Here is a 25803-nt window from a genome sequence, read left to right on the forward strand (position 1 = left end):
CGCCACCCCCCGCACCGGCACCGGGACCACGCCGTCGCGGGCGATTTCCGCGGACTTCGAACCGTACGGGAACCACTCCGGTTCGCCGTCCGACTGGTGGGGGGTGAGTGCGAAGTCGCCGGGAGTCCGGCCGTTGAGTGTGCTGGCGGGGTTCGCCCTGCTGCTGGTGGTGGTGTTCGCGGTGGCGTACGCCGTGGGCCGTCAGGCGGGGCCGGTGTCGCCGGGGCTGACGCCCGGGGTCGGGGGCGGCGGCTCGCCCGGGATGTCCGGGCACGACATGGGAGGCATGCGGTGAGCGCGGTCGCGGGGGCCGGCGCCGGGGCGCTGGTGAGCACCGACCTGGCGGTCGGCGGGATGACCTGCGCGGCGTGCGTGGGCCGGGTGGAGAAGCGGCTGGCGAGGATCGAGGGCGTGTCGGCCGGGGTGAACCTGGCCACCGGCCGGGCGCGGGTGCTGCACCCGGCCGACGTGGCCGTCGAGGAGCTCGTGTCGGCCGTCGAACGGGCCGGCTACACGGCCGAGCCGGTGGCGGCCGGGGCGGCCGTCGGCCCGGCGGAGGAGGAACCGGACGGGCGGTGGCGGCTGCTGGTGACGGCACTGCTGGCCGTGCCCGTGCTGGTGCTGTCGATGGTGCCGTCGCTGCAGTTCCCGGCGTGGCAGTGGGTGTGCTTCGGGCTGGCCGTGCCGGTGGTGACGTGGGGTTCGGCGGGCTTCCACCGGCGGGCGTGGCAAGGGCTGCGGCACGCGGCGGCGACGATGGACACGCTGGTGAGCCTCGGGGTGCTGGCGTCCTTCGGCTGGTCGGCGTACGCCCTGCTGTTCGGCGGGGCTGGTGCCATCGGCATGCGGATGCCGTTCTCGCTGACGGCCGACGGCGGCGGCGCGGCGCACGTGTACCTGGAGGCGGCCGTCGGCGTGCCGCTGTTCGTGCTGGCCGGGCGGCTGCTGGAGGGCCGGGTGCGGCGGCGCAGCGGTTCGGCGCTGCGGGCGCTGGCCGAGCTGGGCGCGAAGGAGGTGTGCGTCCGGGAGGGCGGCGAGGAACGGCTGGTGACGATCGAACTGCTGCTTCCGGGGCAGGAGTTCGTGGTGCGGCCGGGCGAGCGGGTGGCCACCGACGGCGTGGTGGTCGAGGGCGGTTCGGCACTCGACCTGAGCCTGCTGACCGGCGAGAGCGTGCCGGTCGAGGTCGGCCCCGGGGACCGGGTGGCGGGCGCGACGGTGAACGTCGGCGGCGCCCTCGTGGTGCGGGCGACGGCGGTCGGCGCGGACACCCAGCTCGCCCGGATCACCGCCCTGGTGGCCGACGCCCAGGCGGGCAAGGCGCGGGCGCAGCGGCTCGCGGACGCGGTGGCCGGGGTGTTCGTGCCGTGCGTGCTGGCGGTCGCGGTGAGCGTGCTGGGCTTCTGGCTGGGCGCGGGCGCGGCCCCGCAGGCGGCGGTGACGGCGGCGGTCGCGGTGCTCGTGGTGGCCTGCCCGTGCGCGCTGGGGCTGGCGACGCCGACGGCGCTGCTCGCGGCGACCGGGCGGGGCGCGGAGCTCGGCGTGCTGGTGCGCGGGCCCGAGGTGCTGGAGAGCCTGCGGCGGGTCGACACCGTGGTGCTGGACAAGACCGGGACGCTGACCACCGGGCGGATGCGGCTCGCGGCGGTCACCACGGTCGGCGACGTCGACCAGGGGGCGGCCGAGGCGCTGCGGCTGGCCGGTGCGGTGGAGCACCGGTCGGAGCACCCGATCGGCCGGGCCGTCGCGGCGGCGGCCAGGGAGCGGTGCGGGGAACTGCCGCCGGTGAGCGGCTTCCGGGCGACGGCCGGGGTCGGGGTGGCCGGGACGGTCGAGGGCCGGGCGGTGCGGGTGGTCCGTCCGGACGCCGTCGACCTCCCGCCGGTCCTCGCGGAGGCGGTCGCCGAGGCCGGCCGCACGGGCCGTACGGCCGTGGTCGTGGAGCTCGACGGCCGGGCGGAGGCCGTCCTCGCCGTCGGCGACACCGCGCGCTCCGGCAGCTGGCGGGCGCTGCACCGGCTGCGCGGGATGGGCCTGGAGACGGTCCTGCTCACCGGCGACGGCCCCGGCGCGGCCCGGGCGGTGGCGGACGAGCTCGGCATCGAGCGGGTGCACGCCTCGGCGTCGCCGGAGCGCAAGGCCGAGGTGGTGGCCGAGCTGAGGGCCGCCGGGCGGACGACGGCGGTGGTCGGCGACGGCGTCAACGACGCGGTGGCGCTGGCCTCGGCGGACCTCGGGGTCGCGCTGGCCTCGGGCAGCGACGCCGCGATCGGCGCGGCCGGGCTCACGCTGGTGCGCGGCGACATCGAGGCCGTGGTGGACGCCGTCCGCCTGGCCCGGCGCACGCTGGGCACGATCCGGACGAACCTGCTGTGGGCGTTCGGCTACAACGTCGTGCTCATCCCGCTGGCGGCCGTCGGGCTGCTGAACCCGATGCTGGCGGCGGTCGCGATGTCGCTCAGCTCGCTGCTCGTGGTGGGCAACAGCCTGCGGCTGCGCACGTGGCAGCCCGGACGCGGCAACACCCGGAAGGGGGCCCGGCGGTGATGATCGAGCGGCTCAAGGTGGTCGGCCCGCCCGTCGGGGCGGCGGCGCTGGCGCTCGTGCTGCTGAGCGGCTGGACGGCCGTCGGCGGCGCCGGGCGTCCCCGGCCGGTCGAGGCCGCCGGGGACGGGTGGGTGCTGCTGCCGACGGCGGGGGCCGCGCCGGCCACGACGGCGTTCTTCACGATCCGCAACCCCGGCGACATACCGGACGAACTGACCGGTGCAACTTGGGAGTTCGGCGGTCCGATCACACTGAAGCGGCACCTGCACCAGGGCGCGGCCGGGCGCTGGGAGGCCGTGACCGCGCTGCCGGTGCCGGCACGCGGCGAGCTGGCGCTGTCTCCGGAGGACTCCGACCTGATGATGGCCGCCCCGCCGCCGCTGCGGGCGGGCCAGTGGGTGGACTTCACGCTCACGTTCCGGCACAGCCCGGACCTCCGGCTCAAGGCCCAGGTGCGGCCGCCGGGTTCACGGCCGTGACCGAGGGGCGGGGGGGCGCGGGGCCCCCCCCCCCCGCCGGCTCACCCCGGCGGGGCACCCCGGCGGGGCGACCCCCCCCCGCGCCCTGGGGGGGTGCAGCACCGCGTGCGCGATGCGGCCGAGGCGCGGGCCGAGCTCGACCCTGCGGCGCTTGCGGCCGACGACCACCAGCGCCGCGCCCGCCGAGGCCTCGACGAGTGCCCCGGCCGCGCCCAGCCGGACCTCCTCGACCACCTCCACGCCGGGGTGCAGCTCCCGCTGCCCGGCCAGGGCGAGGGAGAGCATCTTCTCCTCCATCGCCTCCAGTTGGGAGATCTCCGCGGCCTGCGGCACCCAGCCCGCGTACGCGAACACCGGCGGCAGGTCCCAGCCGTGCACCGCCCGCACCCGCGCCCGGCGCCGGGCGGCCTCGGCGAACGCGAAGCCGAGGACGCCCTCGTCCGGCTCCTGGACGTCGACGCCGACCACGACGGACGACCCGCCCGCACCCTCCTGCCGCTCACGCACCACGACCACCGGCACACTGCTGCGCGCCGCCACGGCCATGCCGACGGAGCCGAGCATCAGCCCGGCGAAGCCCCCGAGTCCGCGCGAGCCGACCACGAGCAGGCCTGCGTCCTCGGCGGCGGCGACCAGGCCGTCGACGGGCGCGTCGAGCACGACGTCCGTCCGCACGTCGAGGCCGGGGTGGGCGGCGCGCAGCTCGGCGGCGGCGTCGGCGAGGACGCGCTCGGCGGCGGCCGGCAGGTGGTCGGGCTCGGCCATGGCGTTGCGGCCGTCGGTGAGCCACGGCCAGGCGTGCACCAGGCGCAGCGGCACCCCGCGGCGTTCCGCCTCCCCGGCGGCCCAGCGGGCGGCGGCGGCGCTGCCGGTCGAGCCGTCGACCCCGGCGAGTACGAATGGCGTCATGGCAGGAGGTCCTTCCCTCGATGGCCGTTGCCGGACGGTGGGTGTGCTGACGTTCCGTCCGCTGCTCCCCACCCTCTCCGGCCACGCCGCCCGCGCGGCAGAGGCCGCAGGGCCCCCGGGGACGGGACGAAAGGCCCGCCCGACGGAGCCTACGGGCGACCCCGGGGTGCGGCGGGGCGACACCCGGGCACTACGTTGAATCCGACAATCCTCCCGGTCAGGGCGCTTCTGACCCGGGGTGCGGCGGGCGACTGGAGGAGTACGGGTGGGCGGCGCGCAGGGGATTCCGGCGGACGGCACCCCCACGGCCGGCGGCGGCGCGCGGATGCCCCGGCTGCGGCTGGACGAGCTGCTGGAGGAGCTCCAGTGGCGCATCGACGCGGCCCGCGGCACCCAGGACCGCGTGCACAGCCTGCTGGAGGCGGTGCTCGCGGTCGGCCGGGAGCTGGACCTCGCCCAGGCGCTGCACCGGATCGTCGAAGCCGCCGCCGACCTGGTGGACGCCCGCTACGCCGCGCTCGGCGTGATCGGCGCGGACGGGCACTCGCTGTCCGAGTTCCGCACGGTCGGGATGACGGACGGGGAGATCGCCGAGATCGGCCCGCCGCCGTCCGGCCGGGGCATCCTCGGCGAGCTGATCCGCGACCCGCGCCCGCTGCGCTGCCCGATGCTGTCGGACCACCCGGCCTCGGCCGGGTTCCCGCCGGGCCACCCGCCGATGACCACCTTCCTCGGGGTGCCGGTGCGGGTGCGCGGCGAGGTGTTCGGGAACCTGTACCTCACCGACAAGCGCGGCGGCCTGGACTTCGACGCGGACGACGAGGCGGTGATCTCGACGCTGGCCGTCGCGGCCGGGGTCGCGATCGACAACGCGCGGCTGTACGAGGAGGCGCAGCGCCAGCAGCGCTGGCTGCGGGCGAGCGCGGAGATCACCCGGAGCCTGCTGTCCGGCGCGCCGCGCCTGGCGGTGGTGGAGCTGATCGCCCGCCGGGCGCGGGAGATCGCCGGCGCCGAGCTGGCGGACGTGTCGATGGCGCCGGCCGAGCCGGGCGAGCGGGCACAGGAGCTGGCGGTCGAGGTCGCGCTGGGTGGCAGGCCGGCCGAGCGACTGGGGGTCACGGTGCCGGTGGACGGCACATTGTCGGGGGCGGCGTACGCGTCCGGTTCGCCGGTGACCAGTGACGGGCTGGCCTGCGACGGACGGTATCCGGCGGGCCCGGCCGGGCGGTTCGACGGGCTCGGGCCGGCGGTCGCGGTGCCGCTGGGCACCGGCTCGGGGTACGGGCGGGGCGTGCTGCTGCTCGCGCGGGCGGCCGGGCAGCCGGCCTTCAGCGCGGCCGAGACGGGCCCGCTGCTGGGTTTCGCGGACCAGGCCGCGCTCGCCCTCGAACTGGCCGAACGGCGACGCGACGCCGAGCAGTTGACGCTGCTGGAGGACCGCGACCGGATCGCCCGGGACCTGCACGACCTGGCGATCCAGCGGCTGTTCGCGACCGGGATGACGCTGCAGAGCGCGGGCCGGCTGATCGACAGCCCGGCGGCGGCCGACCGGGTCGGGCGGGCGGTCGCGGACCTGGACGAGACCATCAAGATCATCCGTTCGACGATCTTCGGCCTGCGGGCCCACAGCGAGCCCGACCGCGGCCTGCGGGCGCGCACCACGCGCGCCGTCACCGAGGCGCAGGCGACGCTCGGCTTCCCGCCGCGGCTGAGCATGGAGGGCCTCCTCGACACCGACGTGCCGCAGGAGCTGGCCGAGCACGTGGTCGCGGTGCTCGGCGAGGCGCTGAGCAACGCCGCCCGGCACGCCGGGGCGGGCCGGGTCGAGGTGACGCTCCGCGCGATCGCCGGGCGGGTCTCGCTGACCGTCGTGGACGACGGCGCGGGTCTGCCGGAGGGCGGCCGGCGCAGCGGGCTGCGCAACCTCGCCGAGCGGGCCGAGCGGGTGGGCGGCACGTTCGAGGCGGGCGCGGCCGAGGACGGCGGCACCCGGCTCATGTGGTCCGCCCCGCTCGAATCCTGACGCTTCGTCGGATCGGCGACGCTCCGTCACCGCACCACCACTCCCCGGTCGCCCGGCCGGGCCCTTCCCCACCCGAACCGCCGAAGTATCGGGCCTGGATTCACAGTTCGCCCACACCCTCCTGGAAGAACATTCCCAACGGACATTGTCCCCACGCATGTTCGAAGGTAGAGTCGCCGTTCGCCGAGCACGGATGAGCACTTCTGAGCGTCATTTGGGGCGGGCATGTCAAATATTCGCGGTACCCTCCAGGTCGTCCCCGACCTGTTCGACGTGTTCACCGAAATGGCACGTCGATATCCCGACCGTCCGGCGATCGTCCACCGTGGACGCGCCCTGACCTACCGCCGGCTCCACGAGTCGGCGAACGCCCTGGCCACGCGCCTGGGCACCGATCCGGGCACGGTCGCCGTACCGGCCGTGCACACACCGGAAACCGTTGTCGCGCTGCTCGGCGTCCTCGCCGCCGGCGGCGCCTATTGCCCGGTCGATCCGGCATTTCCGGGGCCTCGCCAGGAGGCCATGACGACCGCGGCCGAGTGCCGCTCGGCAGTCGTCACCGGAACCGCCCTGTCACCCCAAGTCGGGCTTCCTTCGGTCGAGTTACCCGAGGCCCCGGAATTCCCCGGGGACCCGCCGAAGGCGGGCTCCGCACAACGCGCCGAGAGCGCCACCGAGGACGCCGGGGAACGGCCGGCGTACATTCTCTTCACGTCGGGTTCGACCGGGCAGCCGAAACCCGTCGTCACTCCCCGTCGCGCACTCGCGGCGACGGTCCCCTCCCTGCGCGAGCTGTTCGGCCTCACGCCGGACGACCGCGTGCTCCAGTTCGCCTCCCTCAACTGGGACACCTGCTTCGAGGAGATCCTGCCGACCCTCGCCACCGGCGCCGCGCTGGTCGTCGACCCCGACGCGCACAGCGGCTCGTTCCCCCGCTTCCTGCGGATGGTCGAGCGCGAAGGCGTCACCGTCCTCGACCTGCCGACCGCCTTCTGGCACGAACTCGTGCTCCACCTCGCCGAGGACGGGCTCACCCTGCCCGACTGCGTCCGGCTGCTGGTGATCGGCGGCGAGGCGGCCAGCCCCACCCGGCTGGCCGACTGGAGCCGTCTGGACACCGGGCGGATCCGGCTGCTCAACACCTACGGCAGCACCGAGACCACCATGATCACGCACGCCGTGGACCTGCACGGCCCGCTCGCCCCCGGCCATACGTGGGACGGCACCGCGCGGGCGCCGATCGGGCGGGCACTCCCCCATGTGCGCGAACGCATCGGCGACGACGGCGAGTTGATGATCGGCGGGCAGGCCGTCGCCCTCGGCTACCGCGGCCTGCCAGAGGCCACGGCGGCACGCTTCACCACCGTCGACGGCGAGCGCTGGTACCGCACCGGCGACCGCGTCGCCGCCGGGGACGGCGGCGTCCTCACCCACGAGGGACGCCTGGACGGCGAGGTGAAGATCCGCGGCGTCCGGGTCGACCCGGCCGAGGTCGAGGCCCACCTGGCCGCCCACCCCGGCGTGTCGGCCGCGGCCGTCACCGCGGCGGCCCTCGCGGGGCGCTCGGTCCTCGTCGCCTACGTCGTGCCGCGGCCCCACGCCGACAGCGCCACCCTCGACACCGAACTACTGGCCCACCTGCGGGAACGCGTGCCCGGCCACCTCGTGCCCAGCCGGGTGACCGTCGTGCCCCGGCTCGTCCTCACCGCGAGCGGCAAGGTCGACCGCGCCGGCTGCCACCGCCGCTACGCCGTCTGACCCCGTGGCCCCTGCCACCTCCACGACCAGGTCGAAGGAGACCCCCATTGAGCGTTGACACCACCACCCCGGCCACGCCCGACGACGTCGTGGCCATCTTCCGCCGCGTCCTCCAGCGCGAGGACGTCACGGCCGACTCCGACTTCTTCCAGCTCGGCGGCGACTCGCTGATCGCCACCCGGGTGCTCAGCGCCGTCGCGCGGGGCCACGGCGTCGAGCTGACCTTCGAGGAGTTCCTGGCCGAGCCCACCCCGGCCGGCCTCGCCGGGAGAATCACGGGGGCGGCGTGACCCCCCGGGCCGCCGTCGTCGTCGGCGCCGGCCTCGCCGGCCTCACCACCGCCGACCGCCTTGCGGCGCAAGGGATCGACGTCACCGTCCTGGAGGCCAGGGACCGCGTCGGCGGGCGCACGCACGGCATCGAGGTCGCCCCCGGCCGGTGGATCGACGGCGGAGCCGCCTACCTCGGCGAACGGCACACCGAACTCCTGTCCCTCATCGACGAGTTGGGCCTCAAGACCGCGCCGACGACGATGCTCGGCGCCAGCCGCTTCGCCCTCGGCGGCGAACACGCCACCCGGGACGGCCGGTTCCCGCCGCTGAACGCCGTCGCGCTCGGCGACCTCTTCGAGCAGCTCGAAGAACTCACCTCCGCCGTACGGCCGGAGGAGCCCTGGCTCACTCCCGGCGCCGAACACCTGGACACCCTCACCGCCGCCGAGTGGGCCGAGCAGCACCTCGCCCACCCTGACGCCCGGCTCTTCTTCCCGCTCTTCCTCGGCGAGATGATGGCCGCCGACCCGGCCGACCTCTCCGTCCTGCACATGGCGTTCTACCTGCGCTCCGGCGGCGGACTGCGCTACCTCAACGCGTTCGAGGGCGGCGCCCAGCAGGACCGGGTCGCCGGCGGCGCGCACCAGGTGTGCGAGCGGCTGGCCGAGCGGCTCGGCGTGCGGGTGCGGCTCGGCGAACCCGTCCGGGCCGTGCACCAGGACGCGGGCCGGGTCACCGTCGTGACCGATCAGGGGAGTTACCGCGCGGACGTCGCCGTGCTGGCACTGCCGCCACTGCTCGCCGACGCGATCGAGCACCGCCCCGGGCCGCCGCCGCACCGGGCCGGCGAGCGCACCGCGCGCGGCTGCGCGATCAAGGCGAGCCTGGTCTACCCCGCGCCGCTCTGGCGCGACCACGGCCTGTCCGGCTGGTCGGTCAACGCCCGCGGCCCGCTGCTCTCCACCGTGGACGACACCCCGCCCGAGGGCGGACCGGGCGTCCTCACCGGCTTCGTCACCGGCGCCGAAGCGCACCGCTTCGGCGCCCTCAGTGCCGGGGAACAGCGCGAGGCGGCCGTCCGACAGGCCGCGCAGCTGTTCCCCATGCTGCCCGAGCCCCTCGCCTGCCACGTCACCGACTGGGTCAACGAGCCGTACAGCCAAGGCTGTTACGCCGCCCTGCTCGGCCCCGGCGACTGGCTCGCGCACGGCCCTGCGCTCACCGCTCCGCACGGCCGGGTGCACTTCGCCGGCACCGAGACCAGCACCGCCTACTTCGGGCTCATGGAGGGCGCGATCCGCTCCGGCCACCGCGCCGCCGCCGAGATCCTCGCCCGGCCCTGATCCACACCCCTTCCGCCCGGCACCGGCTCCACGAGAGCCGCGCGCCCGGCACCCCACGTCGGGAGACCGCCATGAACGACCACAGTTCCGTCGCCCCGCTCGCCGCCAGAGAGCGGCTGATGACCGAACCCGCCCTCGGCGCGGGCAACTTCCTGGACCACGCCCTCGCGGCCAACCCGCACCGCACGGTCCCGTTCGTCTTCACCCACCGCACCGACCACCGCGGCGAGGTCGTGCTGCGCGGCCACAGCCTGCTCGATCTCGCCGCCCTGCGCGACCGCTACGCCGCCTGGTACCACGCCAACGGCGTGCGCCCCGGCGAGCCGGTGGCGGTCGTCGTCGGCGAGGGCCTGGAACCGCTGCTGCACTTCCTCGCGCTCACCGCGCTCGGCGCCGTCCCCGCACTGGTCAACGACGCACTGCGGCACGACGTGCTGGTCCGCTACCTCGACCACGTCGGCGTGGTCGGCGTCGTCGCGGACGACACCACCCGGCTCGCCGCCGCCTACCGCGAGGACCCGCAGCGCCGCCCGCGCTTCCTCGCCCTCGCCGCCGAGGTGCGCGCGTTCGACGCCGACCGGGCCGGGCTGCCCTCGGCGTACCCGCACCGGCACGGCCCGGACGACGTCGTCGCGCTGATCCACTCCTCCGGCACCACCGGCACCCCGAAGTCCACGATGCTCTCCCACCGCGGGTTCTGGGACGGCAAGCAGCCGCGCATGGTGCGCTTCCCGGCCGAGCCGTACGACCGGCTGATGTCGCTCATGCCGCACACCCACGCGGGCGGCCTGAGCTACTTCCTCACCGCCGTCCTGCTCGGGCTGCCGACCGTCGTCATGTCCGACTGGCGGCGCGCGGCCGTCGAGCCGGTCATGGAGGCGTTCCGGCCCACCATGGTCGCCTCCTTCCCGCGCACCTTCGTCGAGCTCGCGACCGGCGAACTGCCCGTGCGCGGGGCCGCGAAGGTGCACTCCTGGTTCAACACCGGCGACAGCGCCCACCACGGACACATCCGCCGCCTGGTGACGCTCGGCGAGCGGCCGGCCGGGCTGATCCGGCCCTGGCTGCTGCCGCAGGAGCGGGCCGAGCAACCCGCCCTGCCCGGTTCGCAGTTCATCGACGGCCTCGGATCCTCCGAGATGGGCATGGCGCTGTTCGGCCAGATCACCACACCCGAGAGCGCCCGCGACGACCGCTGCGTCGGCAAGCCGCTGGAGGTCGTCGAGAAGGCCGCCGTGCTCGGCCTCGACGGCACCGAACTCCCGGACGGCGAGGTCGGGCTGCTGGGCGTCGTGTCCCCCTCGCTGACCCCCGGCTACTGGAACGACCCCCGGCTGACCGCCTCCTTCGAGCTGAACGGCTACTGGCTCACCGGCGACGTCGCCCGCCGCGACGCCGACGGCCGCTTCTACCACCTCGACCGGACGGTGGACGTCATCGACACCGCGGACGGCCCCGTCCACAGCCTCCCGGTCGAGGAGGTGCTGCTCGCCGACTGCGCCGACCTCGTGCGGGACTGCTCGGTGATCGGCGTCCCCGCCGAACGCGGCCAACTACCGGTTGCCGTCGTCCGGTTGCAGGCGGACGCCGAGGCGAGCAGCGCCGACGAGGTCCAGGCGGCCGCCAACCGGGCCCTGGCCGCCGCCGGTCTCGCCCCGCTCGCCGCCGTCCGGATCGCCCGGACGCCCGGGGACTTCCCGCTCGGGCCCACCGGAAAGGTGCTCAAGCGCGAGCTGCGCACCCGGCACGCCGCCCTCCTCGCCCGCCCGTAGCCCGGCCATGGACCACCACGTGATCCGCCAGCCGTACCAGTACACCCGCACCGCGCTCGCCGAGCCGGACTGGCGCCGCCTGCCCGGCTGGCGCGACGTGACCGCCGCCCAGTGGCGCGACCCCCAGTGGCAGCGCGCCCACTCGGTCAAGAACGCCCGGCAGCTGCGGGCCCTCGCCGGCCCCCTCCTCGACGACCGCTTCTACGACGAACTCGCCGCCGACCAGGCCGGGTTCGCCACCATGGCGATGCTCCTGCCGCCGCACGTGCTCAACACCATGGCCCCGCACGCACCGGCCCGGCCCGGCCCGTTCACCGACGCGTTCCTGGCCGACCCCGTCCGCCGCTACATGCTGCCCGTGCGCGGCGACCGGCACCCGCGCTGGCCCAGCCACCCGCTGGCCGAGCGCGACTCCCTGCACGAGACCGACATGTGGGCGGTCGAGGGCCTCACCCACCGCTACCCCACCAAGGTCCTCGCCGAACTGACCTCCACCTGCCCGCAGTACTGCGGCCAGTGCACCCGGATGGACCTCGTCGGCACCTCGACCCCGCAGGTCACCAAGGCCCGCCTGGCACTGCGCCCCGCGGACCGCCAGGAGCAGATGCTCGACTACCTCAAACGCACCCCGTCCGTACGCGACGTCGTCGTCTCCGGCGGCGACCTCGCCAACGTGCCCTGGCCGCGCCTGGAGTCCTTCCTGCTGCGGCTGCTGGACCTCGGCTCGGTGCGGGACGTCCGGCTCGCCAGCAAGGCCGTGGTCGGCCTGCCCCAGCACTGGCTCCAGCCGCAGGTGCTGGACGGACTCGCCCGGGTGGCGGCGGTCGCGGCCCGCCGCGCCGTCAGCCTGGCCGTGCACACCCACGCCAACCACGTTCAGTCGGTGACCCCGCTGGTCGCCGAGGCCGCCCGGGCGCTGCTCGACGCGGGCGTGCGGGACGTGCGCAACCAGGGCGTCCTCATGCGCGGCGTCAACGCCACCCCGGAGGCCCTGCTGGACCTCTGCTTCGCCCTCCAGGGCGAGGCGAACATCCTGCCGTACTACTTCTACCTCTGCGACATGATCCCCAACGCCGAACACTGGCGGACCCCGCTGCACCAGGCCCAGCGCCTCCAGGAGGCGATCATGGGCTACCTGCCCGGCTACGCCACCCCGCGCATCGTGTGCGACGTGCCGCACGTCGGCAAGCGCTGGGTGCACCAGGCGGTGGCCTACGACCGCGAGCGCGGGATCTCGTACTGGACGAAGAACTACCGCACGAGCGTGGAGTCCGGCGACGGGGGCACGGACGCCCCGCTCGACCGTCGCTTCCCCTTCTACGACCCGGTGGACACCCTGCCCGAGACCGGCCGGCGCTGGTGGTCCGGCCCGGCCACCGGGTCCGCACGGCCCGAACTTCTCGAACCGCGAGGAGCACGATGAGCCAATCCCCCACGCCCGACGGCCCGTTGCGCCGGCTGTGCTGGATCTTCCCCGACCGGGAGTCCTCCCGGATGGCCGCGCTGTGGCACCCCTTCTTCTGGGACCTCTACGCCGAGTGCGCCGCCGACCTCGGCCTGCGCTGGACGAGGAACGCCCCGGAGTCCGTCAGCGTCGACGCCACCGGCCCCGGCCGCCCGCGCGTCTACGTCGACGAGGAACCCGTGACCCCCGAGGACACGCTGTTCATCACCGCGCTCTACTCCCTGCCGTACCAGTCGATGGACGTCTTCAACCAGTACGCGCTCTACGCGGTGCTCGAACAGGCCGGCTTCTACCTGCCCTTCCCGCCGCAGGTGTCGCTGATCGGCAACGACAAGCTCGCCACCCTGCTCTACCTGGCCGGCTCCCCGGTCCCGACGATCCCGACCGTCCGGATCGGCACCGGGCGGGACATCGGCAAGCACGAGTACGAGGTGGCGCTCGGCGGCATGACGTACCCGGCGATCGTCAAGCCGTCCGGCTGGTGCGGCGGGGGCGGGATCAACCTGGCCCGCGGCCCGGAGGACGTCCGGGGCCTGGCCAGCCTCGCCCAGGGCGGCGACACGACGCTCGTCGTGCAGCCGTACCTCGGGGACGGCACCGTCGACTACCGCGTCTACGTCGTCGACGGCGAGCCGTACGCGGTGCTGAAGCGCACCCCCGAGGCCGGCTCCCCGGTGGCCAACGCGAGCCGCGGCGGCAGCATGGAGTTCCCGCCCGTACCGCCCGAACTCGCCGAAGCCACCCGCTACTTCGCCGAGAAGCTGCCGATCCCGTTCTTCTGCGTCGACTTCCTGCACGACGGCACGACGTACTGGTTCTCCGAACTCGAACCCGACGGCGTCATCGCCCCCGACCACACCGACCCGCACCGCACCCTCCAGCGGGACGTCACCCGCGCCCGGTTCACCGCCTACCGCGACGGCCACGCCAAGTGGCTCGCCGACGGCGCCCGGCCGCTGACCCTCGACCACCGGACGGACCTCCGATGACCTCCTTCTCCCTCCTGCCGGAGGAAGCCGCCCCGCGCCTGTCCGTCGCCCGGCGCACGCTCGACCGCCTGCGGACCGTGCCCGGACTCGCCGGCCGCTACGACGGCCACCCGGACGTCCGCACCCTCGACGGCCTCGCCGCGCTCCCGCCGCTGGCCAAGGACGACCTCAACACCGCCCTCACCCATCTGGAGCCGGCCGCCGAGCACGCCGCCACCTGGCTGTTCCAGAGCGGCGGCAGCACCGGCGCCCCCAAGGTCGGCTACGCGCCGACCGGCTTCTACATGGCCGGCGTGCACGCCCACTGGCAGCCGCTGGACCGCTCGGACGTCTTCGTCAACGCGTGGGGCGCCGGCCGGATGTGGGGCGCGCACTTCCTCGCCGCCGCGCTCGCCGACCTCTCCGGCTGCCGGATCATCGCCCTCGGCTCGGTCGCGAGAGACGAGTACGGCGGCTGGCTGGAGTTCATGGCCGCGCGCGGCGTGACGGCCGTCGGCGGGACGCCCAGCGTCCTGCGGCTCTGGTTCGCGCACGCCCGCGCCACCGGGATCCGGCTCCCCGCGCTGCGCAAGGTGCTGTGGCTCGGCGAGGCGTGGCAGCCCCAACTCGCCGAGGACCTCGCGATGGTGGCCCCGCAGGCCCGCCGCTGGGGGATGTTCGGCAGCACCGAGACCTGGGTGGTCGCCACCAACACCCCCGACTGCCCGCCCGACACCTTCCACCCCTTGCCGGACCAGCTGGTGCACACCGACCGGGACGGCCTGCTCGACTTCACCACCCTCAACCCGCACATGCTCAACCCCGTCCTGCGCTACCGCACCGGCGACGCGGGCGAGTTGACGACCTGCCCGTGTGGCCGGCCGGGCCCGGCGATGCGGGTGCTCGGCCGCCGCGACAGCGTCGTCCAGGTCCGCGGCCTCGGACTGGACGTGGACGAGGTGATCGCCCACGCGGAGCGCACCCCGGGTGTCGCCCGCGCCCAGGTGGTGCTCACCCAACAGGGTGGCCGGGTGGCGGAGTTGGAGATCCTCCTACTGACCGACCCCGATGCCTCGCCGGACACCGACGGGCTGCGCACGGAACTGCTGGCCGCCACCTTCACGCTCAGCACCGCCTTCCAGCACGACCCCGGAAACGTCCGCGTCCGCGCGGTCACCGAGCTGATCGGCAACGAGCGCACCGGCAAGACCGCCGCCCTGGTCGTGCGGGAGGAGGCGTGAACACACGGCTGGGCCGCGGGTTCAACCTGTTCTGGGGCGGCCAGACCGTCAGCCTGGTCGGCGACAAGGTGACCGTCTTCGTCGTGCCGACCCTGATGATCTTCGTGCTGCACGCCTCCGCCCTCCAGGTCGGCGTCGTCGCGATGGCCCAGTACCTCGGCATCCCATTGCTCGGGCCGGTCGCCGGCGTCCTGGTCGACCGCTGGGACAAGCGGTGGACGATGCTCGGCTGCGACCTCGTCCGGCTCGCCGCCGTCGCCGCGATCCCGCTCGCGTACTGGCTGGACGTGCTCTCCACGCCGCTGCTGTTCGGCTGCGTCGCGGTGATCAGCGGCGCGACGATCTTCTTCAACGTCGGCTACCTCGTCGCCGTCCCGGCCGTCGTGCCCGAGGACGGCATGGTCCGCGCGTACTCGCGCCTTGAGGGCAGCGGCTCCGTCGCCGAGGTCGCCGGGCCCTCCATCGCCGCCGCCCTCTACAGCGCGCTCGGCGTCGCGGCGCTGCTCGTCGACGCGGCCAGCTACCTCGTCTCGGCCGTCTGCTTCCGGTCCATGCGGCCGTGGGGCGAGCGGACCGTCGAGGAAGGCTCGGTCCGGGAGCGGCTCACCCGCGGCTTCCGGCTCAACTGGGCCGACCCGGTGCTGCGGCGCGTCGTGCTGGCGGCCGTCACGCTCAACTCGGGCGGGCCCGTCTTCGTCACCGTCCTGCCGGTGCTCGCCTACCGCGGACTCGACGTCTCCGTCGGGGAGTTCGGCGCGGCCATGTCCGTCGCCGCCCTCGGCGCGCTGGCCGGCGCCCTCGTCGCCCCGCGGCTCGGCACCCGCTTCGGCCTCGGACGCACGATGGCCTGGTCGCTGCTCCTGCACTGCCTGGTCGGCCTCGGCGTGCTCGCCGCGCCCGCACTGCCGGCCGGGCCGGTGATCGCCGTGAGCATGGGCTGCTACGGCTTCTTCATGTCCTGCATCAACGTGTGCAGCGCGCCCACCCGGCAGTCCCGGATGTCCGCCCGCAACCAAGGCGTCATGCACGCCGCCTTCCGGACCGTCACGTGGGGCGTGATCCCGCTCGCCGCGCTCGTCGGCGGCCTCGCCGTGACGCTCCTGACCGGGCCGCTCGGCATCCTCGACGCCGCCCGGACCGTCATGGCGGGCGGCACCCTGCTGGCCGCCTGCTCCTTCCTCCCGGCCCTCGGCATCCAGCCCCTGCTCGACGCGGCGGTCCCCGAGCCGGCCGCCGAGCTCGCGGAGAGCACGCCGTGAGCGCCCGGGAGCGGGTGCTCCTGGTCACCGGGACGTCCTCGGGCATCGGCCTGGCCACCGCCGTCGCGGCGGCCCGCGCCGGGTTCACCACCGTCGCCTCGCTGCGCGACCCCGCCCGCTCCGGCCCGCTGCGGGAGGCGGCCCGCCGGGCCGGCGTCACCCTGGACATCCGGCACCTCGACGTCACCGAGGCCGCGTCCGTCGACGACTGCGTGGACGACGTCGCGCGGACGTACGGGCGGCTGGACGCCGTCGTCAACAACGCCGGCGTCGCCAACTCCGACCCGACGCTGGAGATGTCCACCGACGCCGCGCTGCGCGCCAACCTGGAGGTCAACTTCTTCGGCGTCGCCGCCGTCAGCCGCGCCGCGATGCCCCTGCTGCGGGCCTCCGGCGGCCGGCTGGTCACCATCGGCAGCGTGCACGGCGTCATCGGCCAGCCCTTCAACGAGGCGTACTGCGCGGCCAAGTTCGCCGTCGAGGGGTTCATGGAGGCGCTCGCCCCGGTGGCCGCCGCGCACGGCGTGCGGGTCTCGATCGTCGTCCCGGGCTTCGTGCCGGACTCCTCCTTCGGCATCTTCCCGGACGTGAACCGGGAGACCCTGCGCGACGCCTCCGGCCCGTACGCGCCCACCTTCGCGGGGTACCTTGAGTGGCTCGGCTCGCAGGGGTGGGAGGCCGTCGGCCAGCCCGCCCGGGAGGTCGCGGCCGTCGTGGTGCGCACGCTCTCCGAGGAGGACCCGCCGTTCCGGGTGCCGACCGGCCCCTGGGCCTCCGAGTACCTCGCCGCCAAACTCGCCGACCGCGACGGCTCGGCCGTCCGGCGGCTCGCCCGCACCTGGCTCGGGCAGTCCGAAAGCCCTTCTTGAGACGTGGAGTCGACATGCCCGCGAAATCCGTGTCCGAGCTGGTCGCGTTCGCCCGCGCACACTCGCCGTTCTACGCCGAGCTGTACCGCGGCCTGCCCGCCCGGATCGACCACCTCACCCAGCTGCCGGTGATCGACCAGGCCGCCTTCTGGGCCGCCAACACCTGGCCCGACAACCGCGTCCTGACCGGCCCGCTCACCGACGCCGGCGTCTACAAGACCGGCGGCACCACCGGCGTCCCCAAGTTCTCCCCCTGGACCCGCGGCGAACACGCCGACTCCGTGACGGCCTTCGGCGCCGGCCTGGTCCGCGCCGGGCTCAGGCCGGGCCACCGGGTCGCCAACCTCTTCATGGCCGGCGAACTCTACGGCGGCTTCCTCTACATCGAGAACGCCCTGCACCACGCGCCGGTGGAGAACGTCCGCCTCGCCGTCGGCGGCGCGGCCCCGGACGAGGCCGTCGCCGACCTGATCGGCGGCTTCGGCGTGCACGTCCTGGCGGGCGAGCCGATGAAGCTCAGCGCCGTCGCCGAGGCCCTGGTGCGGCGCGGCGAGAGCGCCGACTCCGTCGAACTCCTGCTGTTCGGCGGCGACCTGCTCTTCGCCGACCTGCGCCCGATCCTGTCCCGCGCCTTCCCCAAGGCCGCCGTCGCCTCCGTCGGCTACGCCTCCAACGACGCCGGACTGGTCGGCTCCCCGGTGCCCGGCGACGACGTCCGGGTGCACGAGGCCTTCCCGGACCGGACGGTCGTCGAGCTGATCGACGACGCCACCGGCGACGTCGTCACCGCCCCGGGCGTGCCCGGCCGGGTCGTCGTCACCAACCTCTTCCGCACCCTCATGCCGATCCTGCGCTACCCCACCGGCGACCGCGCCGAGTGGACCGACGGCGAGTGCCGCCGCTTCCGCCTCCTCGGCCGCTCCGCCGAGGGCGCCCGGGTCGGACCGGTCGCGATGCCCACCGAGGAGATCCGCGCCGTCCTCCTCGCCGCCGACCCGGACGGGCACATCGCCGGGATGCAGCTCGTCCAGCGCCGCTGGGACGGCCGCGACGGCCTCATCCTGCGGCTCGGCTGCACCGAACAGCCCCCGCCGGGCCTGTCCGAGCGCCTCGTCGAGGCCGTCTACACCGCCCGCCCGCTGTACCCCGAGGAGGTCGCGCTCGGCACGATCCACCACCTCGCCGTGGAGTGGGTCCCGCGCGCCGACCTCGTCACCAACCCGCGCACGGGCAAGCTCCAGCAGGTCCTCGACGAACGCCCGGAGGACTGAACCACTGCGGGCGGTCGTCTACTTCACGGGCGGCCGCCCGCCGATCACGATGCTCTGGCCGCGGAACTCGGCGACGGTCGTGCCGTCCGCCGGGCGCCGCACCGTGACGTCGTAGACGCCGTTGCGCCCGGCCCGCGTCCGCTCCACCGCCTCCGCCACCAGTTCGTCCCCGACGGCCGCCGGCGCGAGGAACACCACCTGCGCCGCCTGCGCGACGGTGACCGGCCCGTGGCTGTTGCACGCGTACGAGAACGCCGCGTCGGCGAGCAGGAACAGGTACCCGCCGTGCGCCGTCCCGTGCTGGTTGACCATCGCCGCGCCGACCGTCATCCGCATCACGGCCCGTCCGAGCGCCACCTCGTCCAGCGCGATCCCCAGCGCCCGACACGTCTCGTCCCGGGCGTACTGCTCCTTCATCGCCGTCTCGTCCATGGCCGCACCCTACGGCCTGTCCGGCGAATCCCCGTTGCCCGTGCGCGGGCGCCCCGGGATGATCTCCGGTATGTCCGATTCCACGAGCCCCGAGCTGACGCCCTACCCGAAGATCCCGGCGAAGCGGCCGCTCGCCGTGCCCGGGGTGCGGGAGTGGGTGGCCCTGGAGAAGGTGCACGGCGCGCACTTCGCGGTGGTGTGCGACCGGGACGGCGTGCGGCCGGCGAAGCGGCGCGAGGCGCTCGGGGACGACGACCTGGACGGCTTCTTCGGGGTCAGCCGGATCTGGCCGCAACTCTCGGTCGCGGTGGCCCGGTTCGCCTCCGCCGTGCGCGCCGACCGGGGCGCGGACGCGGTGGTGACGGTCTACGGCGAGCTCGCGGGCGGGAGTTACCCGCACCCGGACGTCCCCGCCGTCGTCGGCGTCGAGCCGGTGCAGACGGGCGTCTGGTACGCCCCCGGCCTGTACTGGCTGCCGTTCGACGCCGCCGTCGAGACGCCCGAGGGCTCGTGGTGGCTGGCCGACCGCGCCGTCCGGGAGGCCGCGCGGGCCGCCGGGCTCACGTGCGTCCCCGCCCTCGGGTACGGCCCGCTGACCACGCTCCAGGACCTCCCGCCGGCCTACCCCACCCGCCTCCCGGCGCTCCTCGGCCTGCCCGCGCTCCCCGACAACCTCGCCGAGGGCTACGTCCTCAAGCCGGCCGGGGAATGGCAACGCGCCTCCGCCCGTCCGATCCTGAAGGTCAAGCACAAGGCCTTCGCCGAGGACGAGCGCTACGACGGCTCGCGCCCCTACGTCGCTCCTCCGGAAGGCGCCGCCGGCATGCCGGCGTGGCTGCTCGTCCAGGCCTCGGCCCTCCTCACCCCCGCCCGCGCGGCCGGGGCGGTGAGCAAACTCGGACCGCGGACGCCGGCCGACGCCGTCGCGCAGGAGATCCTCAAGGACGTCGCCGAGGAGCTCGCCGAGGCCCTCGGCGGCCTGGACGACGACCTCCGGGACCACCTGGAGCGCGCCCTGCGGCCCGGCGCCCTCGCCCTGGCCGAGTTCGACGCGCGGGACCGCCGCACCCGCCGCGGATAGCCTCCGTCCGGGGGACCCCCGGCCGCGCCCCTGCACCGTCCGGGGCCCCGCTGCCCTAGCCTGCTCGCGTTCCCGAGCACGTGAGGACGGCCCATGGCCCAGGAGTTGCCCGTGACCGCCCCGCGGGGCACCGCAGAGCCGCCGTCGGCGCCGCCCCCGAGCGGCGGTGTGACGGCGCTGCGGCTGGCCGCGGCCGTGGCCGGCGCGCTGCCGGCCGTGGTGCTGCGGATCGCCGGGGTGCACCCGTCGCCGGTGGCCGGGATGGCGCTGTTCGGGCTCGGGGTGCTGTCCGCGGCGCTGCTGCTCATGTGGGCCGCCGAGACCGCCCGCGCCGACATCTCCGGCCCGCTCGCGCTCGCCCTCCTCGCGTTCATCGCCGTCCTGCCCGAGTACGCCGTCGACCTCTGGTTCGCGTACGCGGCGGGCACCCGGCCCGAGTACGCCGCCTACGCCGCCGCCAACATGACCGGCGCCAACCGGCTGCTCGTCGGCGTCGGCTGGCCGCTGGTCGCGCTGGCCGCGTACGTCGCGGCGCGCCGCCGCGGGGTGGCGCCCGGGATCGGGCTGCGCGAGCACCGCCGCATCGACACCGCGTTCCTGGGCGTCGCCGCGCTGGTGGCCTTCGTGATGCCCGCGGCGCGGCAGATCTCGTGGGTGCTGGCCGCCGTGCTGATCGCCTGGTACGCGTACTACCTCTTCCGGATCGGCCGGTGCAGCGAGACCGACGAGGAGGAACTGGTCGGCGTCCCGGCCCGGCTGGCCGCCCTGCCCCGCGCGCGGCGCCGGTGCACGACCGTCCTGGTCTTCGCCGTCGCCGCCGGGGTCGTCTTCGCGTGCGCCGAGCCGTTCGCGACCTCGCTGGTCGACGCGGGCGCCTCGCTCGGCATCGACCGTTTCCTCCTCGTGCAGTGGCTCGCGCCGCTCGCCTCCGAGGCACCGGAGCTGATCGTCGCCGTCGTGTTCGCGTGGCGGCTGCGCGGCGACGACGGCCTCGGGGCGCTGCTGTCCAGCAAGGTCAACCAGTGGACGCTGCTGATCGGCTGCCTCCCGCTCGCGTACCTGGCCGGGGGCGGCGGCGCTTCGCTCCCGCTGGTCGAGCGCCAGGTGGACGAGGTGCTGCTGACGGCGGCCCAGACGCTCCTCGCGGTCGTCCTGCTGCTCGACCTGCGCTTCCTGCCGTGGAAGGCGGGCCTGCTGTTCGTCCTCTTCGCCGTCCAGTTCGTGCTCCCCGGCGAGAGCGCCCGCCTGGCGCTCAGCTGGGTCTACCTGGCCCTGGCCGTCCCGCTGCTGGTCCTCCGGTGGCGCGAACTGGGGCCCACGGCCCGCGCGCTGGCGGGCCGGATCGAGGGCGATCCGCACTAGCGACCCGCGTCAGAGCAGGTCCGCCCGGGCGGCCTGGATGCCGGCCTGGAACCTGGTCCTGGCGCCGAAGCGGTCCATCAGCTCCCGGACGAGGCGCTGCACCGTCCGGGTGGAGACGCCCAGCTGGCGGCCGATGGACTCGTCGGTCAGTCCGGCCGCGAGCAGGGTGAGCAGCTGCCGGTGCCGGTCCTCGGGGGTCTCCTCGGGGACGGCCGGCAGCCGCATCGCGTGCGACCAGTAGAGCTCGAACAGCCCGGCCAGCGCGTCCAGGAGGGTCGAGGGGCGGATCAGCAGGACGCTCTGCAGCTCGGTGCCCGCGGTGACCGGGAGCAGGGCGTAGCGGTCGTCCAGCAGGGCGAGCTTCAGGGGGAGTTCGGGGTGCACCCGGGCCTGTTCCCCGGCCGCCGTGAAGGTGCGGATCCCGGCGAGCTGCTCCGGGTCGCGCAGCACGCCGCTGTGGTAGACGACCCGGGCGCTCACGCCGCGGGCGAGCAGGGAGAGTTCGGTCTGCGGATCGGCCCGGCGGACGTACGGGGGGCGGTCCAGGATCCGCAGCCGCTCGCGGGCGCCGAGCTGCAGGGTGCGCCACAGTTCGGCGATCGACTCGCGGCCGCTGATCACCTCGACGAGCTCGCCCGCCTCGGTGCCGGGTCTGCCCTGCCGGTAGGTGCGCATGAGCTCGCCGATCCGGCCCCTGGCGCGCCGCAGCTCGACCTCGCGCCGCAGCAGGAGCTCCTCCAGGGCGACGTCGGGCGGGACGGCGGCCCAGCTCCCGTCGCCGGAGCCCTCGACCAGGCCCTGGTCGGACAGCGCGGTCAGCGCGGCGACGACACTGACGACCCGCAGGTGGAGCCGGGTGGCGAGCCACTCCGCGTCGGCGGCCGGGACGCCGAGCAGCCGGAGGTAGATCTCCTCCTCGACCGTGCCGAGGCCGAGGCCGAGGCCCGCGAACCTGGCTGTACTCGGCACGACGTTCCTCCCCGCGGCCGCCTCCACCGGCGGACGAGTCCCGACTGTGCGCCACTCGGAGCCGGAAATCAAGGGATTGACTTGGTGACAGGTTCCCGCCATGTCGGGTTCCGGCCCCACCTCCGCCCTTCCCGGCCGCCGCGGCCGCCCCCAAGCTGGGCGCACCCCACAACCCCCAGCGAAGGAGCCCCCCATGGCCCTTTCCCGCACCGGCCGGCTGCTGCTCGCGGCCGCCCTGGCCCTCCCGGCCGCGGCCGTCGCCGCACCCGCCGCCTCGGCCGCCCCCACCCACGCCGCCCACGCCTCCGTGCACAGCTACGGGCACGGCGGCCTGCGCTACGACGGCGGCGTCTGGGGCGGCTACGTCGCCCAGGGCAACGGCTTCCGGAGCGTCTCCGGCTCGTGGACGATGCCCGCCGTGCAGTGCAACACCTCCAACGACCTGTTCGCCCCCTGGGTCGGCATCGACGGCTACGGCTCGCAGACCGTCGAGCAGACCGGCGTCCAGGTCGACTGCTCCAGCGGCGCCCCGGCCTACTCCGCCTGGTACGAGATGTACCCGGCCCCGCCGCAGTACTTCAACGACCCGGTGGACGCCGGCGACAGCTTCACCGCCTCGGTGGTCAACAGCGGCGGCTCGAACTACACGCTGACGATCACCGACACCACCAAGGGCTGGTCGGAGCACACCACCCAGCGGCTCAACGGCCAGAACGTCAGCGCCGAGGCCGTGATCGAGTCCCCGAGCCAGAGCTACCCGTCGTTCGACCGCCTGGACTTCTCCGGCATCACGGTGAACGGCCAGGTCTTCGACGCGTACGGGCCGCAGGCCATCGACAGCGGCCAGTACACCGAGACCGGGCTCAGCAACGGCGCCTTCGCCATCGTCCCCGCCTAAGGACGAAACTGCGGCCCCGGCCCACCCCACGGTGGACCGGGGCCGCACGCCCTACCGCCCGGCGGCCCGGCGGTGGACCAGCCGCTCCCGCAGGCGGGCGTGGCGGAACTGGTACACCGACCCCGCCTGCCGGAGCACACCCCGCCGGTGCGCGTCCTCCAGGAACGCCGTCAGCCGCCACGGCAGCCGCCCGCGCACGGCCAGCACCACGCGGGCGAGCAGGTACCGGCCCGGTTGTGACCGGAGCAGGGAAACAAGCGAGACGTGCAGGCCGAAAACCGGTAGGAGCACCACCAGCTTGACGGTCACGTGGTTCGCAACGAGCAGCACCGCGGTGACGACCGCGAAGGTCACGAGTGAACCGATCACCAGGGCGGCGCCCGTCGCCCGTCGAAGCGCCTTCGCCGCCGACCGCGCGGGAGTCACGGCGTCGTCGGACGTCGCCGTCCGGTCCAGCAGGGCTGCCGCCCAGAGACCCACCAGCGGCGCGGGCAGCATGATCAGCACGGCCCACAGGTGCCCGTTCCGGGCACCGATGGACACGAAGGCGGCGTTGATCAGGCCGAACAGCGCCACCAGGATCGCCAGCAGGAGGAGCATCCCGGGTGAAGGGCGCCGCCAGGGCCGGGTACGGCCGCGGGGCATCCGGCGCGAGACGTACCTGCGCTTCTTGGTCGCGGCGTCCGCGTAGAAGCCGGCTGCCACACCGGCGAAGACGAGGGTCGCCTCCGGCTCGGCCGCCGTCAGCGGCCAGGACGAGGCAAGGCTCAGGACCGCGCCGACCACTCCGGCCGCGAGACCGCGCTGCCACGCCGGTGCCCCCACCTGCCACCACGCGATGTCCTCGCCGCCCGGCCCGCCGAGTCCCGCCGCGACGCTGCCGAGCCACCGCTTCGCGGCCCGGGCCGGCCAGCGGCGGTGCGGCCCCGGCCGGCCGGGCGGCGCCGGTGCGTCGGGGAAGGCCGTGGCGACCAGCGAGTCGAGGAGGTGGTTCTCGACGGCGGCGGCATCGGGTAGCAGCAGCCGGTCCCGGAGCACGGCGGGATCAGCCGGCCCGGTGAGGTGCACCTCGCGCAGCAGCCCCACCATCAGGGGCGAGGCGAGGGCGGCGGCCAGTGGTCCGTCCGGCTCGGCGCGCAGCGCGTCGATCACCGGCCGCCACTGCTCGGCCCGGTGGGCCGGCGCGGCGGCGCGGAGGAAGGCGACCAGGTCCTCGACCGTCACCGGATCGGCCCGGACCACGGCCGCCGACCGCAGGACGTCGGACTCCCGGACGGCGGCCTGGTACTCGTCCGTCCGGCAGGTCACGACGACCGGGGTGTCCCCCGGCATCGACTCGTTGAGCCGTTGCAACGCCAACGTCCGTCGGTGGGACGGAATTTCGTCCAGCCCGTCGAGCACGTACAGCACCCGCTCCGCCTCGACCAGCCGGCCCGGGCCCTCCGGGCCGCCGAACTCCGCTCGCAGCAGCCGCGGGTACTCCTCGGCGATCCGGCGGGCGGCCCACGCGTGCAGGTGTTCCGCGTCCGGATCCCAGGAGGCCAGGGACAGCAGCACGGGCACCCGGTCGCCTTGCGCGAGCCGGGGGTGCCCGGCGAGCAGGGCCAGGACGAGCAGCACCGCGCTCGTCGTCTTCCCGCTCCCCGGCCCGCCGAGGACGACCAGCCGGCGCCTCCGCAACGCCAGGTAGGCCGTGGCCAGTTCGGCCGATGCGAGGATGTCGGGCTCGCCCTCGCCCCGGTCGAGCGTCCACCGGACCCGGAGCGCCGATTCGTCCAGGACGCCCCGGACCCCGGCCTCGGCCCGCCACTGGGCCCCGACCATCCGGGCCAGTTCGAGCGCGGCCCGGTCCACCGGCGTGTCAGCGGTGCCCGGTGGCGTGATCGTGAGGTGGTCGATGCGCCCGGCCATCACCACGTTGTCGGCCGTGCCACCGCTGAACTCGTTGTGGACCCGGTTCGTGCCCCCGTCGTCGCCCATGAGCCGCATGCTAGGGCATGTCTCCGACAGCCCACAGGGGAAGTGCCGACCGTCTCCGCCGGGTCGGCCGTCAGCCCCGGCCGCGGTGGTGCGGGGGCCGGTCCGGGGCGGCCGGGCGGCGCAGCTCGGTGGCGATCAGTGCCGCCTGGACGCGCCGCTCCACGCCGAGCTTGGCGAGCAGGCGGGAGACGTGATTCTTGACGGTCTTCTCAGCGAGGTAGAGCCGTTCGCCGATCTGACGGTTCGTCAGTCCTTCGCCGATCAGCGCCAGGACCTCCTTCTCACGCGTCGTCAGATCAGGTCCCGGTATGGATGGTTGAGCGGGTTCGGCGTCGCTGCGGATGCGGTTGAGCAGACGGGTGGCCGCTCCCGGGTCGAGCATCGAGCGGCCGGCCGCGACGGTCCTGACGGCGGCCACCAGGTCGGTGCCGCTGATCTGCTTGAGCACGTAGCCGGCGGCGCCCGCCATCACGGCGTCCAGCAGCGCCTCCTCGTCGTCAAAGGAGGTGAGCATCAGGCAGGCCAGGCCCGGCATGCGGGAGCGCAGTTCGCGGCAGACCGACACCCCGTCGCCGTCGCCGAGCCGGACGTCGAGCACGGCCACGTCGGGGCGCAGCGCGGGCACCCGGACGAGGGCCTGTTCGGCGGTCGCGGCCTCCCCGACGACCTCCAGGTCCGGCTCGCCGTCCAGCAGGTCGTGCACTCCGCGGCGCACCACCTCGTGGTCGTCCAACAGGAACACCCGGACCGGCATCGCGCGACTCCACCTCTGTTCACCCCCGCCCACGGACGGCGGGGCCCAGGGCATCATCGCCCACCCGCCGCGGCGGCCCCAGGGCCGAACGGCCCCATTTCACCCCTCGGCCTCACCGCCGCTGCCCGGAACCTCCCGCACGGTCCTCCCC

The 25803-nt window shown here is 75.0% G+C and carries 22 protein-coding genes; 17 read left to right on the forward strand and 5 right to left on the reverse strand.

Annotated features, from left to right (window positions below):
* Positions 1–133 precede the first annotated feature (133 nt).
* From ACFXDE_RS17080 to ACFXDE_RS17090, 3 genes are read left to right on the forward strand one after another with little or no spacing between them, the layout of a single operon-like run.
* On the forward strand, positions 134–295 hold the full coding sequence (locus ACFXDE_RS17080) for a hypothetical protein (protein ID WP_380447285.1): 162 nt from the start codon (positions 134–136) through the stop codon (positions 293–295).
* A complete protein-coding gene (locus tag ACFXDE_RS17085; protein ID WP_380494955.1) occupies positions 292–2547 on the forward strand; it encodes a heavy metal translocating P-type ATPase in 2256 nt (751 codons plus the stop codon). Before ACFXDE_RS17080 ends, ACFXDE_RS17085 begins: the two co-directional genes overlap by 4 nt.
* Positions 2547–3026 (forward strand): copper chaperone PCu(A)C, encoded by a 480-nt coding sequence (locus ACFXDE_RS17090; RefSeq protein WP_380494957.1) that lies wholly within the window; start codon positions 2547–2549, stop codon positions 3024–3026. The genes ACFXDE_RS17085 and ACFXDE_RS17090 overlap by 1 nt, the downstream gene beginning before the upstream one ends.
* Here the strand turns inward: ACFXDE_RS17090 and ACFXDE_RS17095 are convergent.
* Positions 3015–3935, reverse strand: a complete 921-nt coding sequence (locus ACFXDE_RS17095) for a universal stress protein (protein ID WP_380494959.1) — start codon at positions 3933–3935, stop codon at positions 3015–3017. The genes ACFXDE_RS17090 and ACFXDE_RS17095 overlap by 12 nt on opposite strands.
* A gap of 325 nt (positions 3936–4260) precedes the next feature.
* Here ACFXDE_RS17095 and ACFXDE_RS17100 point away from each other — a divergent pair, with 325 nt between their 5' ends.
* From ACFXDE_RS17100 to ACFXDE_RS17150, 11 genes are all read left to right on the forward strand, one after another.
* On the forward strand, positions 4261–5958 hold the full coding sequence (locus ACFXDE_RS17100) for a GAF domain-containing protein (RefSeq protein WP_380495035.1): 1698 nt from the start codon (positions 4261–4263) through the stop codon (positions 5956–5958).
* Positions 5959–6183: 225 nt separating this feature from the next.
* The gene (locus tag ACFXDE_RS17105) at positions 6184–7716 is read left to right on the forward strand and encodes an amino acid adenylation domain-containing protein (protein WP_380494961.1); all 1533 of its coding nucleotides are present in this window, start codon (positions 6184–6186) and stop codon (positions 7714–7716) included.
* Between the two features lie 47 nt (positions 7717–7763).
* On the forward strand, positions 7764–8006 hold the full coding sequence (locus tag ACFXDE_RS17110; RefSeq protein WP_380494963.1) for a phosphopantetheine-binding protein: 243 nt from the start codon (positions 7764–7766) through the stop codon (positions 8004–8006).
* Positions 8003–9331: a flavin monoamine oxidase family protein gene (locus ACFXDE_RS17115; RefSeq protein WP_380494965.1), complete on the forward strand. Its 1329-nt coding sequence runs from the start codon at positions 8003–8005 to the stop codon at positions 9329–9331. The genes ACFXDE_RS17110 and ACFXDE_RS17115 overlap by 4 nt, the downstream gene beginning before the upstream one ends.
* Before the next feature lie 71 nt (positions 9332–9402).
* Positions 9403–11103 (forward strand): class I adenylate-forming enzyme family protein, encoded by a 1701-nt coding sequence (locus tag ACFXDE_RS17120; protein ID WP_380494967.1) that lies wholly within the window; start codon positions 9403–9405, stop codon positions 11101–11103.
* 19 nt (positions 11104–11122) lie between these two features.
* Positions 11123–12526, forward strand: a complete 1404-nt coding sequence (locus ACFXDE_RS17125; protein WP_380494969.1) for a KamA family radical SAM protein — start codon at positions 11123–11125, stop codon at positions 12524–12526.
* On the forward strand, positions 12523–13557 hold the full coding sequence (locus ACFXDE_RS17130; RefSeq protein ID WP_380494971.1) for a RimK family alpha-L-glutamate ligase: 1035 nt from the start codon (positions 12523–12525) through the stop codon (positions 13555–13557). Before ACFXDE_RS17125 ends, ACFXDE_RS17130 begins: the two co-directional genes overlap by 4 nt.
* Entirely contained in the window at positions 13554–14777 is a 1224-nt protein-coding gene (locus ACFXDE_RS17135; RefSeq protein WP_380494973.1) for a phenylacetate--CoA ligase family protein, read from the forward strand. Before ACFXDE_RS17130 ends, ACFXDE_RS17135 begins: the two co-directional genes overlap by 4 nt.
* Positions 14774–16036, forward strand: a complete 1263-nt coding sequence (locus ACFXDE_RS17140) for an MFS transporter (protein ID WP_380494975.1) — start codon at positions 14774–14776, stop codon at positions 16034–16036. Before ACFXDE_RS17135 ends, ACFXDE_RS17140 begins: the two co-directional genes overlap by 4 nt.
* On the forward strand, positions 16033–16905 hold the full coding sequence (locus tag ACFXDE_RS17145) for an SDR family NAD(P)-dependent oxidoreductase (protein ID WP_380494977.1): 873 nt from the start codon (positions 16033–16035) through the stop codon (positions 16903–16905). The genes ACFXDE_RS17140 and ACFXDE_RS17145 overlap by 4 nt, the downstream gene beginning before the upstream one ends.
* Positions 16906–16919: 14 nt before the next feature.
* A complete protein-coding gene (locus ACFXDE_RS17150; protein ID WP_380447259.1) occupies positions 16920–18176 on the forward strand; it encodes a phenylacetate--CoA ligase family protein in 1257 nt (418 codons plus the stop codon).
* An 18-nt stretch (positions 18177–18194) separates the two neighbouring features.
* On the opposite strand, the gene paaI is transcribed toward ACFXDE_RS17150, so the two are convergent.
* Positions 18195–18608, reverse strand: coding sequence for a hydroxyphenylacetyl-CoA thioesterase PaaI (gene paaI, locus ACFXDE_RS17155; RefSeq protein ID WP_380494980.1), 414 nt, complete (start codon positions 18606–18608; stop codon positions 18195–18197).
* Between the two features lie 70 nt (positions 18609–18678).
* Between paaI and ACFXDE_RS17160 the strand changes: the two genes are divergently transcribed.
* Entirely contained in the window at positions 18679–19689 is a 1011-nt protein-coding gene (locus ACFXDE_RS17160) for an RNA ligase family protein (RefSeq protein WP_380494982.1), read from the forward strand.
* Positions 19690–19800: 111 nt separating this feature from the next.
* Positions 19801–21051 (forward strand): hypothetical protein, encoded by a 1251-nt coding sequence (locus ACFXDE_RS17165; RefSeq protein ID WP_380494985.1) that lies wholly within the window; start codon positions 19801–19803, stop codon positions 21049–21051.
* A 9-nt stretch (positions 21052–21060) separates the two neighbouring features.
* On the opposite strand, the gene ACFXDE_RS17170 is transcribed toward ACFXDE_RS17165, so the two are convergent.
* The gene (locus ACFXDE_RS17170) at positions 21061–22020 is read right to left on the reverse strand and encodes a LuxR C-terminal-related transcriptional regulator (protein ID WP_380494987.1); all 960 of its coding nucleotides are present in this window, start codon (positions 22018–22020) and stop codon (positions 21061–21063) included.
* A gap of 193 nt (positions 22021–22213) precedes the next feature.
* On the opposite strand from ACFXDE_RS17170, the gene ACFXDE_RS17175 reads away from it, so the two are divergent.
* Positions 22214–22918, forward strand: coding sequence for a G1 family glutamic endopeptidase (locus tag ACFXDE_RS17175; RefSeq protein WP_380494989.1), 705 nt, complete (start codon positions 22214–22216; stop codon positions 22916–22918).
* A gap of 51 nt (positions 22919–22969) precedes the next feature.
* Here ACFXDE_RS17175 and ACFXDE_RS17180 read toward each other — a convergent pair whose 3' ends face one another.
* Positions 22970–24898 (reverse strand): NACHT domain-containing protein, encoded by a 1929-nt coding sequence (locus ACFXDE_RS17180; protein WP_380494991.1) that lies wholly within the window; start codon positions 24896–24898, stop codon positions 22970–22972.
* Positions 24899–24968: 70 nt separating this feature from the next.
* Positions 24969–25652 carry a response regulator gene (locus ACFXDE_RS17185; protein WP_380494993.1) on the reverse strand — a complete coding sequence of 228 codons (684 nt, stop codon included), beginning with the start codon at positions 25650–25652 and terminating at the stop codon, positions 24969–24971.
* Positions 25653–25803: the final 151 nt, after the last annotated feature.

This window comes from Kitasatospora sp. NPDC059408 (assembly GCF_042751525.1).
GTDB lineage: Bacteria > Actinomycetota > Actinomycetes > Streptomycetales > Streptomycetaceae > Kitasatospora.

Excerpts from the sequence above, each read along its gene's own strand:
- ACFXDE_RS17090 (WP_380494957.1), top strand. The coding sequence starts at position 2,547 with ATGATCGAGCGGCTCAAGGTGGTCGGCCCGCCCGTCGGGGCGGCGGCG.
- ACFXDE_RS17180 (WP_380494991.1), bottom strand. The coding sequence starts at position 24,898 with ATGGGCGACGACGGGGGCACGAACCGGGTCCACAACGAGTTCAGCGGT.
- ACFXDE_RS17185 (WP_380494993.1), bottom strand. The coding sequence starts at position 25,652 with ATGCCGGTCCGGGTGTTCCTGTTGGACGACCACGAGGTGGTGCGCCGC.
- ACFXDE_RS17135 (WP_380494973.1), top strand. The coding sequence starts at position 13,554 with ATGACCTCCTTCTCCCTCCTGCCGGAGGAAGCCGCCCCGCGCCTGTCC.
- ACFXDE_RS17175 (WP_380494989.1), top strand. The coding sequence starts at position 22,214 with ATGGCCCTTTCCCGCACCGGCCGGCTGCTGCTCGCGGCCGCCCTGGCC.
- ACFXDE_RS17130 (WP_380494971.1), top strand. The coding sequence starts at position 12,523 with ATGAGCCAATCCCCCACGCCCGACGGCCCGTTGCGCCGGCTGTGCTGG.
- ACFXDE_RS17105 (WP_380494961.1), top strand. The coding sequence starts at position 6,184 with ATGTCAAATATTCGCGGTACCCTCCAGGTCGTCCCCGACCTGTTCGAC.
- ACFXDE_RS17150 (WP_380447259.1), top strand. The coding sequence starts at position 16,920 with ATGCCCGCGAAATCCGTGTCCGAGCTGGTCGCGTTCGCCCGCGCACAC.
- ACFXDE_RS17095 (WP_380494959.1), bottom strand. The coding sequence starts at position 3,935 with ATGACGCCATTCGTACTCGCCGGGGTCGACGGCTCGACCGGCAGCGCC.
- ACFXDE_RS17160 (WP_380494982.1), top strand. The coding sequence starts at position 18,679 with ATGTCCGATTCCACGAGCCCCGAGCTGACGCCCTACCCGAAGATCCCG.
- paaI (WP_380494980.1), bottom strand. The coding sequence starts at position 18,608 with ATGGACGAGACGGCGATGAAGGAGCAGTACGCCCGGGACGAGACGTGT.
- ACFXDE_RS17120 (WP_380494967.1), top strand. The coding sequence starts at position 9,403 with ATGAACGACCACAGTTCCGTCGCCCCGCTCGCCGCCAGAGAGCGGCTG.
- ACFXDE_RS17100 (WP_380495035.1), top strand. The coding sequence starts at position 4,261 with ATGCCCCGGCTGCGGCTGGACGAGCTGCTGGAGGAGCTCCAGTGGCGC.